Source organism: Salinispora vitiensis, assembly GCF_000378825.1.
GTDB lineage: Bacteria > Actinomycetota > Actinomycetes > Mycobacteriales > Micromonosporaceae > Micromonospora > Micromonospora vitiensis.
This window is the reverse complement of the sequence record NZ_KB900388.1, coordinates 4,866,524-4,882,267: the sequence shown is the minus strand read 5'-3', so window position 1 is coordinate 4,882,267 and position 15,744 is coordinate 4,866,524. Positions and strand designations below refer to the sequence as shown.

The 15,744-nt window shown below is 70.1% G+C and carries 16 protein-coding genes; 4 read left to right on the top strand and 12 right to left on the bottom strand.

Going from position 1 to position 15,744, the window contains the following annotated elements; translation table 11 throughout:
* Window positions 1-182: 182 nt before the first annotated feature.
* On the top strand, window positions 183-764 hold the full coding sequence (locus SALPAC2_RS0123100) for a hypothetical protein (RefSeq protein ID WP_018218995.1): 582 nt from the start codon (window positions 183-185) through the stop codon (window positions 762-764).
* Between the two features lie 109 nt (window positions 765-873).
* On the opposite strand, the gene SALPAC2_RS0123095 is transcribed toward SALPAC2_RS0123100, so the two are convergent.
* The 12 genes from SALPAC2_RS0123095 to SALPAC2_RS0123040 form a co-directional block, all read right to left on the bottom strand.
* On the bottom strand, window positions 874-1,425 hold the full coding sequence (locus SALPAC2_RS0123095) for a DinB family protein (RefSeq protein WP_033661870.1): 552 nt from the start codon (window positions 1,423-1,425) through the stop codon (window positions 874-876).
* A gap of 96 nt (window positions 1,426-1,521) precedes the next feature.
* Window positions 1,522-2,163, bottom strand: coding sequence for a maleylpyruvate isomerase family mycothiol-dependent enzyme (locus SALPAC2_RS0123090; protein WP_026185055.1), 642 nt, complete (start codon window positions 2,161-2,163; stop codon window positions 1,522-1,524).
* 116 nt (window positions 2,164-2,279) lie between these two features.
* On the bottom strand, window positions 2,280-3,266 hold the full coding sequence (locus SALPAC2_RS0123085; RefSeq protein WP_018218992.1) for a hypothetical protein: 987 nt from the start codon (window positions 3,264-3,266) through the stop codon (window positions 2,280-2,282).
* Window positions 3,263-3,886, bottom strand: coding sequence for an RNA polymerase sigma factor (locus SALPAC2_RS0123080; protein ID WP_026185054.1), 624 nt, complete (start codon window positions 3,884-3,886; stop codon window positions 3,263-3,265). Before SALPAC2_RS0123080 ends, SALPAC2_RS0123085 begins: the two co-directional genes overlap by 4 nt.
* A 185-nt stretch (window positions 3,887-4,071) precedes the next feature.
* Window positions 4,072-4,911: a GNAT family N-acetyltransferase gene (locus SALPAC2_RS0123075; RefSeq protein ID WP_018218990.1), complete on the bottom strand. Its 840-nt coding sequence runs from the start codon at window positions 4,909-4,911 to the stop codon at window positions 4,072-4,074.
* Between the two features lie 152 nt (window positions 4,912-5,063).
* On the bottom strand, window positions 5,064-6,236 hold the full coding sequence (gene ispG, locus SALPAC2_RS0123070; protein WP_018218989.1) for a flavodoxin-dependent (E)-4-hydroxy-3-methylbut-2-enyl-diphosphate synthase: 1,173 nt from the start codon (window positions 6,234-6,236) through the stop codon (window positions 5,064-5,066).
* A gap of 9 nt (window positions 6,237-6,245) precedes the next feature.
* On the bottom strand, window positions 6,246-7,496 hold the full coding sequence (locus SALPAC2_RS0123065; protein WP_018218988.1) for a M50 family metallopeptidase: 1,251 nt from the start codon (window positions 7,494-7,496) through the stop codon (window positions 6,246-6,248).
* Window positions 7,496-8,707 carry a 1-deoxy-D-xylulose-5-phosphate reductoisomerase gene (gene dxr / locus SALPAC2_RS0123060; RefSeq protein WP_026185053.1) on the bottom strand — a complete coding sequence of 404 codons (1,212 nt, stop codon included), beginning with the start codon at window positions 8,705-8,707 and terminating at the stop codon, window positions 7,496-7,498. The genes SALPAC2_RS0123065 and dxr overlap by 1 nt, the downstream gene beginning before the upstream one ends.
* 144 nt (window positions 8,708-8,851) lie before the next feature.
* On the bottom strand, window positions 8,852-9,067 hold the full coding sequence (locus tag SALPAC2_RS0123055) for a DUF397 domain-containing protein (protein ID WP_018218986.1): 216 nt from the start codon (window positions 9,065-9,067) through the stop codon (window positions 8,852-8,854).
* 4 nt (window positions 9,068-9,071) lie between these two features.
* Entirely contained in the window at window positions 9,072-9,953 is an 882-nt protein-coding gene (locus tag SALPAC2_RS0123050; RefSeq protein WP_026185052.1) for a helix-turn-helix domain-containing protein, read from the bottom strand.
* A 686-nt stretch (window positions 9,954-10,639) separates the two neighbouring features.
* Window positions 10,640-11,341, bottom strand: a complete 702-nt coding sequence (locus tag SALPAC2_RS0123045) for a carbon-nitrogen hydrolase family protein (protein WP_018218984.1) — start codon at window positions 11,339-11,341, stop codon at window positions 10,640-10,642.
* A gap of 23 nt (window positions 11,342-11,364) precedes the next feature.
* Entirely contained in the window at window positions 11,365-12,093 is a 729-nt protein-coding gene (locus SALPAC2_RS0123040; RefSeq protein ID WP_018218983.1) for a Clp protease N-terminal domain-containing protein, read from the bottom strand.
* 140 nt (window positions 12,094-12,233) lie between these two features.
* Between SALPAC2_RS0123040 and SALPAC2_RS0123035 the strand changes: the two genes are divergently transcribed.
* The 3 genes from SALPAC2_RS0123035 to SALPAC2_RS0123025 are packed head-to-tail and all read left to right on the top strand — an operon-like array spanning window position 12,234 to window position 15,696.
* The gene (locus tag SALPAC2_RS0123035; protein WP_018218982.1) at window positions 12,234-12,758 is read left to right on the top strand and encodes a PadR family transcriptional regulator; all 525 of its coding nucleotides are present in this window, start codon (window positions 12,234-12,236) and stop codon (window positions 12,756-12,758) included.
* Window positions 12,755-13,483, top strand: coding sequence for an ABC transporter ATP-binding protein (locus SALPAC2_RS0123030; RefSeq protein ID WP_018218981.1), 729 nt, complete (start codon window positions 12,755-12,757; stop codon window positions 13,481-13,483). Before SALPAC2_RS0123035 ends, SALPAC2_RS0123030 begins: the two co-directional genes overlap by 4 nt.
* Window positions 13,480-15,696 carry an ABC transporter permease gene (locus SALPAC2_RS0123025; RefSeq protein ID WP_018218980.1) on the top strand — a complete coding sequence of 739 codons (2,217 nt, stop codon included), beginning with the start codon at window positions 13,480-13,482 and terminating at the stop codon, window positions 15,694-15,696. Before SALPAC2_RS0123030 ends, SALPAC2_RS0123025 begins: the two co-directional genes overlap by 4 nt.
* The last annotated feature ends 48 nt before the right edge of the window (window positions 15,697-15,744 follow it).

The following is a 15,744-nucleotide window of genomic DNA, read 5'->3' as shown; positions in this document are numbered from 1 at the left end:
GTGGCCGGTCGGTCGTTACATCTGGACCCGGCGCCGTGTGTGCCCCCTGTGCGGCCCGTGGTCGCCGACCCCCTCTTCTTTCTTTTCTTTGAGCGCCGGACGGTGCTTGCACCCCTCTTTTGCCGCCTGATCCCCCCTTTTTCGGGCGTGTGGGGTGTCGACCCCCGAATGGAGCAACCCCCATGAACACGATTCTGCGTCGTAGTGTCCTTGGTATCGCTGGTCTGGCCCTGTCCACCGGTGTCGTCGCCGGCCCCCTGGCCACCCTGACCGACACCACCCCCGCAGCGGCTGCTGGCGTGGTGCGGGCCGACAAGCCGGACATGGACACGCTGATCCCGCACGGCACCCAGGGTGAGCAGTCGCGCATCGACCTGGGCGACGAGCAGACCGGCAACGTGAAGGCCATCATCGAGGCCACGAAGAAGGCCGGCATGGACGAGCGCGCCGCCGTCGTGGCCATCGGTACCAGCTTGCAGGAGTCGAAGCTGGAGAACCTGGGACACCTAGGCGAGCGGAACGACCACGACTCGCAGGGCCTGTTCCAGCAGCGCCCCTCCTCCGGTTGGGGCAGCGTGGAGCAGATCACCGACCCCGAGTACTCCACCACCGCCTTCCTCAAGGGTTTGAAGCAGGTCGAGGGCTGGCAGGAACTACCCCTGACCGAAGCCGCCCAGAAGGTCCAGGTGTCGGCGTACCCGTTCCACTACGCCCAGTGGGAAACCCAGGCCGCCGACCTCGTCGCCGAGCACTGGACCAGCTGACCCCACCCCCACCCGAAGACCTGACCCACAAAGGGGGAAAGAAACTGTTGGCCGGCACCCGAAACCGGGTGCCGGCCAACAGCCGTCTCCGGATGTCCTGGACAGCTAGCTATTGCCCCCTGCGCCCATCGATGCACTCGCGAAGAAGGTCGGCGTGCCCTAGGTGGCGGGCGTACTCCTCGATCAGGTGGACCAGGACCACACGTAGCTCCACATCGTCTTTCCCCCGGGCGTCCAGCTCCGTTCGCGCGACGAACTCGTCGGCGGCATCGCACTGCCGTTGCCATTCCTGGAAGGCCGCCTCGACGTCGGAATCCGTGGGCATCGGAAAGCTGAACTCCTCGCTGTGCACCCCGTTGGGGCGGAAGGGGCGAGGGCCGCTGTCGCCCTGCATCACCCGCTGAAACCACCCGTGCTCGACCGCGGCCAGGTGCCGGACAAGCCCCAGCAGCGTCAGCTCCGACGGAGGCACCACGGGGCTCGCAAGCTGCTCCGGTGTCAGCCCCGCACATTTGAGCCGCACCGTCTGCCGCTGAAAACTCAGGTAGCGGAGGAGCACGTCTCGCTCGCCGTGGACGGTGTCTTGGTCCCGCGGGTCCTGCGCGGGCGGGACGAACATGTTCTGCCAACCGAAGCCCTTGCCTGCCCATTGATCAGTCATGAAGGGAGTCTGCCGACCGGTCAGGGGTGGTGCAACGCGGTTTGCCAAGCGCCCGTCCTCGGCTCGGCATGGCCCCGTGCGCCACCGGCGTCAAGGTCAGGAGGTAGCGCGCTCGATGAGGGTGGCGGCTCCGCCTCCGGTGAGCTCGTCGGGTGCGACCGGCCGACCGGAGACCGCGAGCAGGAGAGCGAGGGCCGTCCCACGCACCTCGGATCCGACTCCACTGTCTACTGAAGCGTCCGAGGTAACCAGTCGCAGCCCACTCGCGCGCTCCTTGCCGCCGCCCAGCTGCACCGTCGTCCGTAGTTGGAAGGTCAGTGCCGCCGCCACCTGCTCGACCGGGTAGTCGCCGCGAAGCCCCACTGCCCGTCGGATGTCCTCGCCGTGCACGAACGCCTCGACGAGGCGGGTGACGATCGCGGCCGGTGGGGTGCTGGTGCGGGTCACGACGGCGCGGAGGGCGGCGAGGGTGTCCACCGGGTCCGCGCGCCGCTCGCGGGCGAGACCCATCGCGTTCTGGCGGTCGAAGTCGAAGCGGGCGGTGACCATGTCCCGGACGAAGCGAAGCCGCGTCGTCTTCGCCGTGTCGACCAGGTGGGCCACGACGTCGTGGACGTCCCACCCGGGGCAGGCGGTCGGGGCAGCCCACTGCTCGGGCCCGAGGCTCTCCAGGCTGCGCGCAAGAGCTGCGCGCTCGTGGTGAACGACAGTCCACACCGCAGCATGCCGGCTGTTCATGCCGCTACCCAAGCAGCAGGGACTGACACTCCGGGCTGAGCTGGCGGTCCTGACAGCCGGCGAAGCGGAGGTGGTGAGCGCCGGCCACCCCGAGCTGCGGGGTGGCCGGCGGCGGGTCAGCGCCGGACGGTCACCTGCTCGCCGATGGCCACGACCTGATCCGGGGTCATGAAGAGCGGCGCCTGCAGGTTGAACACCGAGCCGTCGGGCAGCGGGACCTGGAGGAACCAGATCTCGTCGGCCCGGACGAGGTGAGCCTCTCGCCCGTTGACCTGGACCGTGCTCACCTCCTGGGCTCCCATAACGGTGTGCAGAAGGTCCGGCTGGGGCCGCTCTGCCAAATGAACGTTCATCGTGGCATCCGAGTTCTCGTCCTTCAGGGTGAGGATCCGGTCGTCCTTGAAGGCGAACACCTCCCAACCCGCCGGCGCGAGGCGGACCTGCAACGGCACCTCCTGTGGCCGCTCGACGATCGTGTCCGCGAGGGCTAGGACGGCCACCTCGGTGCCGAATCGCCCTCGGCCCGTGACCTCCACCCACTGGCCCGGCTCCCGCTCCCAGATCACGGACACATAGTTGGGCCCGTTCTGCGGACGGTCCTCCGACAATTCGCCGGGTTGGCCATGCACGGTCACCGGTCTGGTGCTCCCGTGCAACTCGGGTTGCCGGTCATAAACGCTCAGGTAGACATCGCTGTCCCCGGCCGTATCCTGGTGCACCGCGAGGAAACGGCTGTCGTGGAGGCTGAACGACGGGGCTTGCAGACCGGCCGGCACCGGATCGAGGGCGAGCGGGAAGACCGGCATCTCGAACGCGACCAGGGTGACAGCGACCGGCGGTTGGTCCGACGACTGCTCGGCGGAAATCACACCGCCGACCACGACCGAAAAGACGAAGAGCGCACTGGCCGCGATGACAGTCATGGCCAGTCGCCGGCCCCGCTGGAAGCCGTGCTGGCGGTGCAGTCCCGCCCACCCCTGCCGGGGTTCGGTCGACGCGTCGGCGATCTCGGTCAGCAGCCGGTGGCGGGCAGAGTTCAGCACGCTCTCGGTGGCGGGTGCCGAATCGGGACCGTGTTCCTGGAGCAGAGTGATCTCGTTCATGCGCGTTCCTCGCTGGTGATAGTGATGCTGAGGGCCGCACGAGTCACCCGTCGCGCCCGGTTCAGGCGGGACCGCACGGTGCCGACGGGGATGTCCAGCACCGCCGCGATCTCGTTGTACGACAGCTCCGCCCACGCGGACAGGAGCAGGACGTCCCGGTCGCCGCGCTTGAGTGCGGCCAGCGCGTCAGCCAGGTCCCGGCGCAGTGACTGGGCCTCCAGCCGCCCGAGCGCATCGTCGGTGGCGTACGCCTCCCCGCCGGGATCCGCTGGGACCCGGGCCAGGGCCCGGTACCGCCGCTTCTCCTGCCGCGCGTGTCGGCGCAGCACGTTGGTGGCGATACCGAACAGCCAGGGACGTACGTTGACGTGCAGCTTCCGGTACGTCGCCCGTTGCCGGAACGCGATCAGGAACGTCTCGGCCAACAGGTCGTCGGCATCCGCCCCGATCCGCCGGGCCAGATACCGGTGTACGGCGCTGGCGTGCCGGTCGAACAGCGGCCCGAACCGCTCCGCGACCAGCAGGGACTGCTGGATCAGCACCTCGTCGGGGGGCTGGTCGACCGGAGAACCGTCGAGCGCCCCGGTGGGGAGTTGGTCGGCCGGGGAACCGTCCAGCACCCGGTCGGGGACCTGGTCGGCCGGGGAACCGTCCAGCACCCGTTCGGGGACCTGGTCGGCCGGGGGTCCGTCGGCGGGCGACGGTCTACCAGCCGGGCTCCCCGGTTCACGTTGACGGGCTTGCAACCCTTGTTTGATGGTCACACTTCCTCATGCCCGATCGCCGTCCCGGGGTTCACGCCCACTCAGAACAGAACGGTGGCCAGGGTGCCCACTGGGCGGAAGCCGCAGCGCTCGTAGACCCGCCGGGCGGCCTGGTTGAAGTCGTTGACGTAGAGGCTCACCGTGGGCGCGAAGCGGTGCAGCGCGTCGCGGACGACGGCGGCCATCGCCGCAGCAGCGATCCCCCGGCCCCGCCACTCGGGGGCCACCCAGACCCCCTGCACCTGGGCGGTACGCCGGGTCACCACCGCCAGCTCGGCCTTGAAGACGACCTCGCCGTTGACGATGCGGACGTACGCCCGACCGGACCGAACCAGGTCCTGGACCCGACGGTAGTAGCCACGCCCGGCGTCCTCGGACAGCGGCGAGACCCCGACCTCCTCGGTGTACATGGCCACCGCGGCCGGGAAGAGCAGGTCCACCTCGCCGCGGCGTACGTGGCGCACCTGCGGGTCCGGGGCCACCGCGGGCACGGTGTCGGTGGCGAGCAACGGCTGGTTGGGGCGGACGTCGCGGGCCGGGCCCCAGGTCGAGGCGAGCCGCTCCCAGAGGCCGAGCACCGCGTCGGCCCGGCCGACGATGGACGAGCAGAGTCGCTCCTGCCCGGCGAGTAGGTCGGCGTAGGCGGCGATGGCCGGCTCGGTCGCGAGCACCGGAGTGAGGTTGCCGCCCAGCCAGCAGACAGATTCCAGACTTCGACGGGGGCCGTAGCCGAGGACCCGGCCCTCGGACCGCCACCAGCCGAGCCCGCGCGCGGCGACCCGCTCGGCGACCTGTGCGCCCGCGTACGGGTCGAGGTCGAGCAGCTGCTCAACTGCGCGACGCTCCGATTCCCCGAGTTGCCGTACCGGCGTCGTCAGCACGGTTTTCAGCCTGCCAGATCGGCGGAGTTGGCGTTGGCCGACCGGCCTACTCGGCGGCCGGCCTACTCGCTCCGGCGGTCCCGTGGTGTCCGGACTGTCGCCGGCCGGACGCCGGGGAACGCCCCGCGCCTGGCCGATCCCACCCGAATGGGTCAGTGCACGGTGACGGTGGCGCCGCCGGCCAGGCTCCGCAGCTCCTCGGGGAGCTCGGCGCCCATCTCCTCGGCGAGGCGGAGCGCCTCCTCGATGAGGGTCTCCACGATCTGGCCCTCCGGGACGGTCTTGATGACCTGGCCCTTGACGAAGATCTGGCCCTTGCCGTTGCCGGAGGCCACCCCCAAGTCGGCCTCCCGGGCCTCACCGGGGCCGTTGACGACACAGCCCATCACGGCGACCCGCAGCGGCACCGGCAGCCCTTCCAGGCCGGCGGTGACCTCCTCGGCGAGCTTGTACACGTCGACCTGGGCCCGACCGCAGGACGGGCAGGAGACGATCTCCAGGCCGCGCTCGCGCAGGCCGAGTGACTCCAGGATCGCGGCGCCGACCTTGATCTCCTCCACCGGTGGGGCGGAGAGCGACACCCGGATGGTGTCCCCGATCCCCTCGGCGAGCAGCGCGCCGAAGGCCACCGCCGACTTGATGGTGCCCTGGAACGCCGGCCCGGCCTCGGTGACCCCGAGGTGCAGCGGGTAGTCACACGCCTCGGCGAGCTGCCGGTAGGCACGGACCATCACCACCGGGTCGTTGTGCTTCACCGAGATCTTGATGTCCCGGAAGCCGTGCTCCTCGAAGAGCGAGCACTCCCAGAGCGCCGACTCGACCAGCGCCTCCGCGGTCGCCTTACCGTGCTTGGCCAGCAGCCGCTTGTCCAGCGAGCCGGCGTTAACGCCGATCCGGATCGGTACGCCCGCGTCGCCGGCGGCCTTCGCGATCTCCTTGACCTTGTCGTCGAACTGCCGGATGTTGCCCGGGTTCACCCGTACCGCCGCGCAGCCCGCCTCGATCGCGGCGAAGACGTACCGGGGCTGGAAGTGGATGTCGGCGATCACCGGGAGCTGCGACTTGCGGGCGATCGCCGGCAGGGCCTCGACGTCGTCCTGGCTGGGTACGGCGACCCGGACGATCTGACAGCCGGCGGCGGTCAGCTCGGCGATCTGCTGGAGCGTGGCGTTCACGTCGGCGGTGAGTGTGGTGGTCATCGACTGCACCGACACCGGTGCGCCCCCACCGACCGGCACCGGACCGACCATGATCTGACGGCTCGTGCGACGGGGCGCGAGCGGCGGCGGCGGTACGGCGGGGATACCGAGACTGACAGCGGTCACTTCAGGCACTCACCTTGTGAAGAGCGTGATCGGGTTGACGACGTCCGCGGTGACGGTCAGCAGCATGAACGCGCCGCCGATCAGGATCACCCCGTACGTCACGGGCATCAGCTTGAGATAGTCGACCCGGCCCGGGTCGGGGCGGCGCAGCCCGGCGTAGACCCAGGAGCGGGCCCGTTCGAACCAGGCGATGGCGATGTGGCCGCCGTCCAGCGGCAGCAGCGGCAGCAGGTTGAACACGCCGATGAAGAAGTTCAGCGAGACGAAGAGCATGAAGAAGAGCAACCAGGCGTTGTTCTCCACCGCCTCGCCACCGATCCGGCTCGCGCCGACCACGCTGATCGGGGTGTCGATGTCCCGCTCGCCACCGGTGATCGCCGTCCAGAGCGCCGGCACCTTCTGCGGGATCCGCTTCATCGCCTCGTACGTGTTCACCGCCATGGTGCCGGTGAACTCGGCGGTGCCGCCGATGGCGCCGATCGGGCCGTACTCGATCCGGCTGGGGGTGCTGGGGATGAGCCCGACGCCGAGCGCGGCGACCGGCCCGACGGTGCCCTCCGGGTCGTCCAGCGGCGGGCGTTGGGTTTGCCCGAGCGTCACGGTGGTGCTGCCCGGCTGGTCGTCCCGCAGGTACTCGACCTGCGCCGGCTGCCCCGGCTGCTGGGCGCGCAGGGCGACGAGCAGGTCACCGTAGCTGGTGACGGAGGTGCCGTTGACCGCGGTGATCTCGTCGCCGTCGCGCAGCTCGCCCTGGGCGGCCGGGCTGGCCGGGTCGGCGTCGGTGCAGGCCCGGGCCTCGTTCTCCGGGACGACGCAGTTGGCGAGCTGAATGACCGCCGGCTCCTGCCGGACCTGCGCCAGGGTGCTGGGGAAGTTCGGGTTGGGCAGACCGGCGGTGATCGCGATGATCCAGAGCGCGATCAGGGCCAGCGCGAAGTGCGTGATCGAACCGGCGGACATCACGATCGTCCGCTTCCAGACCGGGAACCGCCACATCGCCCGCGGCTGGTCGGCCGGGTCGACGTCGTCGTCCTGCGGGGTCATCCCGACGATCTTGCAGAAGCCGCCGAGCGGGATGCCCTTGAGGCCGTACTCCGTCTCGCCCCGCTTGAACGACCAGAGGGTCGGGCCGAAGCCGACGAAGTAGCGGGTCACCTTCATGCCGAAGGCCTTCGCCGTCAGCAGGTGCCCCGCTTCGTGCAGACTCACCGAGATCAGGATGGCGAGGGCGAAGAGCGTCACCCCGAGCAGGTAGGCCATCAAGTTCCTTCCACTGACTTCTCGATGATTGTCTGCGCGTGCCCGCGCGCCCACGACTCGGCCGCGAGCACGTCCTCGACGGTACCTGGTTCGCCGAAGTCAGGAGCCTCGGCCAGCACCTGCTCCAAGGTGTCGACGATGCCGAGGAAGGGCAGCCGTCCGGCGACGAACGCCGCCACACACTCCTCGTTGGCCGCGTTGTAGATCGCCGGTCGGCAGCACCCGGCCTCGCCGGCCGCCTTGGCGAGCGCGACCGCCGGGAACGCCTCGTCATCCAGCGGGGCGAACTCCCAGGTGTGGCTGGTCGTCCAGTCAACGGCGGGGGCGGCGTCGGCGACCCGGTCCGGCCAGCCGAGGCCGAGCGCGATCGGCAGCCGCATGTCCGGCGGGCTGGCCTGGGCGATGGTGGAGCCGTCCACGAACTCGACCATCGAGTGGATCACCGAGGTCGGGTGGACCAGCACGGTGATGTCGGCGTACGGCACGTCGAAGAGCTCGTGCGCCTCGATCACCTCCAGCGCCTTGTTGACCATCGTGGCGGAGTTGATCGTGACGACCGGCCCCATGTTCCAGGTCGGGTGGGCGAGCGCCTGCTCCGGGGTGACCTGGGTCAACTCGTCGCGCCGCCGCCCCCGGAACGGGCCGCCGCTGGCGGTGACGAGCAACCGGCGTACCTCGGGGCGGGACCCGGAGCGCAGACACTGGGCGAGCGCGGTGTGCTCGGAGTCGACCGGGACGATCTGCCCCGGCCGGGTCACCGCGGCCCGCACCAGGGGGCCGCCGGCGACCAGCGACTCCTTGTTGGCGAGGGCGAGGGTACGCCCGGCGCGCAGCGCGGCCAGGGTCGGCGCGAGCCCGAGCGAGCCGACCACCCCGTTGAGCACCACGTCGCTACGCCACTGGGCCAGCTCGGTCATCGCGTCCGGCCCGGCGATGATCTTCGGCAGCTTGACCTCGCCCCGGTCCCAGCCGCGGCGGCTCGCCTCCGCGTAGAAGGCGAGCTGGAGGTCCTGGGCGGCGGACGCCCGCGCCACGCCGACCGCCTCCACCCCGAGCTCCAGGGCCTGCGCGGCGAGCAGCCCGACGTTGCCGCCGCCGGCGCCGAGCGCCACCACTCGGAAGCGGTCCGGGTTACGGCGCACGATGTCGATGGCCTGGGTGCCGATCGAACCGGTGGAGCCGAGCAGCACGACGTCGCGGGGAGAAGTCACCCCGCCATTGTTCCCCAGCCGGTTGAGCGCCCGCCGGGAGCCTCAGCCGATCCGCCGAATGCCGGTGCCGACGCCCCGCCGGGAGCCTCAGTCGACGCGCCGAAGGCCGGTGCCGGCATCCCGCCGACACCGGCCAACCGCAGCTCAGAGCTGCTGGTCGCGCTCCCCGGCCGGGACGGCGGCGACGAACCGGGTCCAGGCCGCCGAGCCGAAGCTCAGCGCCGGACCGGGCCGGTCCTTGCTGTCCCGTACGCCGACAACGCCGTCTCCTGCGCCGACAGCACTGTTCCGTGCGCCGGCCAACGCCGCCACCTCGACGCAGTTACCCTCGCCACCGGACCGGGACGACTTACGCCACACCCCGTCACGCCTCATCGGTCATCTCCCTCGCAATCGCCATGATCAACTCACGGGACTCGGCAACACCCCGCGTCCGCTCACTGAGCGAGCGCCAGGCGTCCTCGTAGGTCTGGATCTCGTGGGCCTTGTCAAGGTAGACCGCCCCGCACGGCCCGTCCGTGTAGATGGTGGTCGGCTCTGACTCCCGCACGTCGGTCGGGAACTCCAGCATGGTGAAGGTGCCCGCCTGCGCCCAGCGGAACACCCCGGCACTCAGCGGCAGCACCCGGAGGCCGACGTTGTGCCGCTCCCCGGTGACGAGCAGCGCCTCGAGTTGGCGCACCATCGCCGACCGGTCGCGCAGTGGCCGTCGCAGCACCGCCTCGTTCAGGACCACCTCGAGCTGGGGTGCCCGCGGGATCGCCCGCGTTAACAACCGCTGCCGGTGCAGGCGGACCTCCACCTTCGCCTGGCGCTCCGCCGCGCTGAGCTGCGGATGATCGGTGGCGATCACCTCGGTCATGTACTCCACGGTCTGCAACAAGCCCGGTACCAGGTTGACCTCATAGTGTCGGATCCGGGTCGCGGCGGCTTCCAGGCCGACGTACAGCTTGAACCAGTCCTTGATCGCCGAGCCGTAGCTGTGCCACCAGCCGTGCGCCTTGGTCTCCCGGGCCAGCGCCCGCATCGTCTCGATCGTCTCCCGGGCCGCCCCGTAGACCCGGCACATGGCCTCCACGTCGTTGGGGTGCATGGGGACCTGGCCGGTCTCGTACCGCCAGATCCGGGGTGCAGACCACTCCAGTTCCTTCGCGGCGGCCGATACCGTGACATACGCGTTTTCTCGAAGCTCTCGCAGATATCTCCCGAGTTGCCTACGCGGAACGGTGCTCCCCGAGTCGTCCACGCTATCTCCTTTACTGTCGTCGCGTTAGGCACCTCATCCCTTGGCCCGCATCCTCCCGCGAGACATTGCATCAAGCCAGGGTTGCAATAAATCTTGTCTGGGACCGGCCACATATTGGCTCCGGTCACCCCCGGGGCGGGCGCTCCCCTCACCTCATCCAGGCGCCCGCCCCGGCCTCGACAGCAACCGGAAGGAGCACCCGTGGACGCCATCGACGACGGTTCGGCCACCCATCCGAAGGCGGCCCAATGATGATCTGTCCGAGCCCGGGAGCGGGCGCGAAAATGGACAAATCGAGGCAAAGCTTGCGACCCCGGAAACAACAATGCGTACACGAAACGCTTTGTGTCATTTGTTTCAAATTTGTTAACACATTCGGCTGGATCAGTCCTGCCACGGCCACGGCTAATGAAACAGTTAGGCGGGGCGAGAGCCTTCGACCACCAGTTTGCGCTACCCAGTTCGCCGGCTCGCTGTCGAGCTGCCCATAAGATGGGGCACGGCTCCACCCGGCCTCAGACCCACTGGTGGGGCAGCTCGAGAGCTCAAGGAGATGTCAAGCAGGGCCCACCCTCGGGGATCGGCAGACACCTTGGGGGCGGCAGACACCTTTGGGTCGGGCAGCACACCGCGAATCCGGCAGACACCCCACGGAACCGGCAGACACCCCGCGGATGCGGAGCGCGTCAGCGCACACTCCTGACGAAGACCGTGCGGGCCAGATCGTCGGGGGCGGCGCCCGCCTCGGCGAGCAGTTCCCCGGCGGCGGACCAGATGCCCGAGCGGCCGGACGTTTGGGCGAAGCCGCCACCGGTCGGCCCGGCGAAGGCCGCCGTGGCCACCCAGACGCCATGGTCCGCGGCGACCCGACGGGCCCGCTCGCCGTGCAGCTCGGCCTCGTCCTCGGCGTGCACGACCCCCGCCACGTAACCGTCGATCCCGAGCGCGGCCGTCTGCGCGGCGTGCTCGGGAATACCGGTGTCGCGGCAGACGGCGAGCCCCAGCCGCCACCCATCCACGTCGAGCACGGCCGGCTCGCCGGGGACGAAGTGGAGAGCTTCCCGACCGTGCAGGTGAACCTTCCGGTAGGCCACCCGCGCGCCCTCCCCGTCCACCGCCAGCACGCCGATGCCCGGCCCCGGCACCGGGGCGCCGACGAGTGCGAGCGCCCCGGTGTCGGCACAGGCGTTGACGATGGGGGTCAGCCGTTCATCGCTGGGGGCGACCGGCAGCGCGTCCAACTCGTAGCCGGTCAGCGACAGCTCGGGAAACACCACCACCCGTGCGTCCGCCGCCCGGACAGCCGCCGCGTGCGCCGCCGCGTTGGCCAGCACGTCGTACGCGATGCATCGTGGTTGTGCCACCGCGATGCGCAACGGCCGCCCCATCGTGTCTCCCCTCTCCGCCTCGCCTAGCTCTTGCGGGTGAGCGCGGCGAGTGCGCCCTGGATCGCGGCCTCCGTCCCTTCCTTGTCCAGGCCGAGGCCGGTTAGCACGCCGTCGCCGTCCTCCTCCTCGAGCAGGGCGAGCAGGATGTGCTCGGTACCGATGTAATTGTGGCCGAGCCGAAGCCCCTCGCGGAAGGTGAGCTCCAGCGCCTTCTTGCCTCGGGCGTCGTACGGGATCAGGTCCGGGATCTGCTCCACGCGCGGCGGCAGGGTCGCCGCGACCCCGTCCCGGAACCGATCCAGGGACACTCCGCGCGCCTTGATCAGTTGCGGGGCGAGCGCGTCCGGGTCGACCAGCAGACCCAACGCCAGGTGCGCCGGACCGATCTCGGCGTTTCCGGCGGCGCGCGCCTGCTCCTGGGAGGCGATGACGACGTTGCGGGCCCGGGTGGTGAACCGGCTGAAGCCGCCATCCGACTCCAGCGCCGCGGCCGTCGCCACCTTCGCCATCGAACGCTTCTGGGCGGCCTGCTTGCTGACGCCCATGCTGCGGCCGATCTCGGTCCACGAGGCGCCCGAGCGTCGGGCCTGGTCGACGAAGTGACCGATCAGGTGGTCGGCCACCTCGCCGAGGTGCTCGCCGGCCAGGACCGCGTCGGCGAGTTGGTCCAGCGCGCTGTTGCGCCCCTGCTTGATGTGGTCGATCAGCTCGTCGAGGCGTACCGGGTGGGTCATCATCAATGGTTCAGTCATGCGTCAACCATAGGTTGACGCGCTCGGATCGTCAACCAGAAGTTGACGCTGACTCCGGAATCCGGCGCCCGCCGCCCTTCGATGAACCACCAACCAGAGTGGATTGCGCGTGTAGATACCGCGTATATATAGTCCCGGACGTGGACAACACGACAACCCTCCTCGGCCTCCTCGGCACCGGTGCGAGCTACGGCTACGACCTGAAAAGCCGGTACGACCGCTGGTTCGGGCTGAAGAAACCACTGGCGTTCGGGCAGGTCTACACCACGCTGACCCGGCTGATGCGCAACGGCTGGATCGTGGCGATCGGCGCCGAGGCGGGCGCCGGCCCGGAGCGCAAGCGCTACGGGATCACCCCCGCCGGCCGGGCCCGGGTGCTGGAGTGGATCTTCACTCCCGAGGTGCCGTCGGAGACCCTGCAGAGCGACCTCTTCGCCAAGACAATCATCGCGCTGCTCCTCGGCGACGACGCCGGCCGACTGCTGGACCTGCAACGAAGCCGGCACATGGCGCGGATGCGGGAGTTGACCAACGAGAAGCGGGGAGCGGGCCTCGCCGTCGTTCTCGCCTGCGACCACGCCCTGTTCCACATCGAGGCGGACCTGCGCTGGATCGACCTGACCGCGGCCCGCCTGTCCCAGCTACAAGCCGAGGTAAAAAAGTGAACAAGGTAGAGACCATCAGCATGTCGGCGCGCGCCCCCGAGAACGGGTCGGCTCCCCTCCTCTCGGCGCGAGGGCTGCGGCTGGCGTTCGGGCTGACCGAAGCCCTACGCGGCATCGACCTGGACTGCCACGCCGGCGAGATCATCGCGGTGACCGGCCCCTCCGGGTCCGGAAAGTCCACCCTCCTGCACGTACTCGCCGGGGTCCTGGTCCCGGACGAGGGCACCGTGGACTACGACACCGTTCGCCTCACCGACCTCGACGAGGCGGGCAGGTCGCGGCTCCGCCTGGACAAATTCGGATTCGTCTTTCAATACGGGCAGCTCCTGCCCGACCTGAACGCGGTGGACAACGTGACGATTCCCCTCCTGCTTGCCGGCGTCAAACGCCGCGAAGCCCGCCGCCGGGCTGACGCCTGGCTCGACCGGCTCGGTCTGGGCGAGTGCTCCCGGAAACTGCCGGGGCAGCTCTCCGGCGGGCAGGCGCAGCGGGTCGCCATCGCCCGTGCCCTGGCCACCAAGCCGACCCTGCTCTTCACCGACGAGCCGACCGGATCGCTGGACTCACTCGCCGCCGAGACGGTGATGCTCGCCCTCACCGAGGCCGCCCGCGACGCCAACACCGCCGTCATCCTCACCACCCACGACCCACGTACGGCCGCCTACGCCGACCGGGAGGTCGTCGTCCGCGATGGACAGATCACGATCGGAGGGGCGTACGGATGAGGCTGTTCACCCTGACCAGACTCGTCACGGCGGAGGGCCGTAGGGCATCCGGGCGGCTGATCGGCATGGCCGGCGGCATCGCGGTCGGGGTCGCCCTACTGCTGTTGCTCCTGGGCGGCTACGACGGAGTCACCTCCCGCTCCGAACGCCTCAGCTGGCCCTCCCTGTCCCACGGAGAGTCGACCGAGCTCCGGGACCCCGCTGCCGCCGCGCCAACCGACGAGTCCGTGCTGGCGGCGACCAACCTGGAGCACTTCGACGGGCAAGAGATCATCCGGGTCGACATCGTCGCGACCCCGGACTCGACCGTGGTCGTACCCGGAGTCGGGAGGCCCCCGGCGGCCGGCACCTACCACGCCTCCCCCGCGCTGATCGCCCTCATCGAGGCGAACCCCACCGACACCCTCGGTTCCCGGTACGGCACCCGGGCCGGCGTCATTGACACCGCGGGCCTGGCGGGCCCGGACTCGCTGGTTGTCGTGACCGGGACGACGACCGAGAACCTACGGGGGCCATCGGTTGGCATGGTGGGAAGCGTCTTCCTCAGTGGAAACGTCTGGTCGGTCACGGAGTTCCGCGGGGTTTCCTATCCAAACAGCAACTACCGCGCCCTCACCATCATCGGCGCCATCGCGATTCTGCTGCCCGTCCTGATCCTGGTCGGCATCGTTACCCGCCTCGGCGCGGCCACCCGCGCCGAACGCTTCGCCGCCCTGCGCCTCATCGGCGCCACCCCCCGCCGGGTCGCCGCCATCGCCGCCACCGAGGCCGGGGTGACCAGCCTCGTGGGCGCCCTGACCGGAGTGGCCCTGGCATGGCTGCTCATCCCGGTCGCCGCCCTGGTCGAGATGGAAGACGGCCGGTTCTTCCGCGCCGACCTGACCGTGCCGCCGAGCACCGTGCTCATCGTCGTCGCGGGTGTCGTGGCCGGCTGCACCGCTGTCGCCGGGTGGCGCACCAGCCGGGCCAGAATCGGTCCCCTCGGTGGCAGCCGCGAGCGTACCGAGCGTCGCCCCTCCGCCCTCGGCGTGGTGCCGCTCATCGCCGGTGTGGTGGTGCTGCTGGGCGCCACGACCGCCGCCCTGCGGCACGGCCCGCTCCCCCGTACCGACCAGGTCCTCATCGCCGGATTCCTCCTGCTCCTGGTCGGGCTGATCGCCGCCGGGCCGGTGCTCACCTACTGGATCTCTCGGGTCGCGGCCCGCCGCGCGCACCGCACCGCCGGGGTGATCGCGATGAACCGCATCCAACAACACCCACGGGCCACGTTCCGCGCGGTCAGCGGCCTGGTCGCCGCCGTCTTCCTGGTCTCGTTCTTCTCCGCCGGGATCACCACCCTCGCCGAGGAACCCCCCACTGAAGACTCCGAGTATCTCTCATCCTCCACCCTGGTCGCCTGGTTCAGTCCACCACCGCCGGACGATGCCAACGCAGTGGCGTCCAATATCACCGCGGTCGCCGCCGCGGCAGCCCGGATCGCCCGCACCGACGGGGTCACCGCGACCGCGATTGGCTCCTCCCACCCCGAGACCGGAGCCGTCTTCACCGCCGCTGACGCCGCCCGCGTCGGCCTGTCCAATCACGACAGCGCCAGCCATATCCAGGTCACCGGCAGCGCCTTCGGCGACGGCTCGCTGGTCACCCGCCCAGCGACCGCACCGGGCACCACGCCGAGGACTCTGCTCGTCGCCACCGACGGCACGACGCACTCGGTCGAACGTGCCCGCACCGCCATCCTCGGCAGCGAACTGCGCCTGCAATCTCCGACCATGACCCAGGCCGATCACGAGAGCGCCCGGTCGCGAACCTGGGCCGACCGCTACGCCAACCTCGGCCACCTGGCCGTGCTCGTGGCCACCCTGATCTCCGCGGTCTCCCTCGCCGTCTCCAGCATCGCCGCCATCCTGGACCGCAAACGGGTACTCGGCCTGCTCCGCCTCATGGGAATGCCCGTATCGACGGTGCGTCGCGTCATCGTCGCCGAAGCAGCCCTGCCGCTCGCCACGGTCTTCGCACTCTGCGTCGGGCTCGGGATCCTCACCGCCTGGTTCATCGTCGCCGGCCTCACCGAAGGCCGACGAACGATCAACTGGCTACCTCCGTCGTACTACCTGATCCTCGCCACGAGCCTCGTGCTCGCCGCGACCGCGGTGCTCGCCACCTTCCGTACGGCGCGGACGAGCACCACCATCGAAGCGACCCGGATCGGATAGGTGCCCGCTGTCGTCCCCGCCCGGCCGGTAGGCAGACCAGCCTGGCCA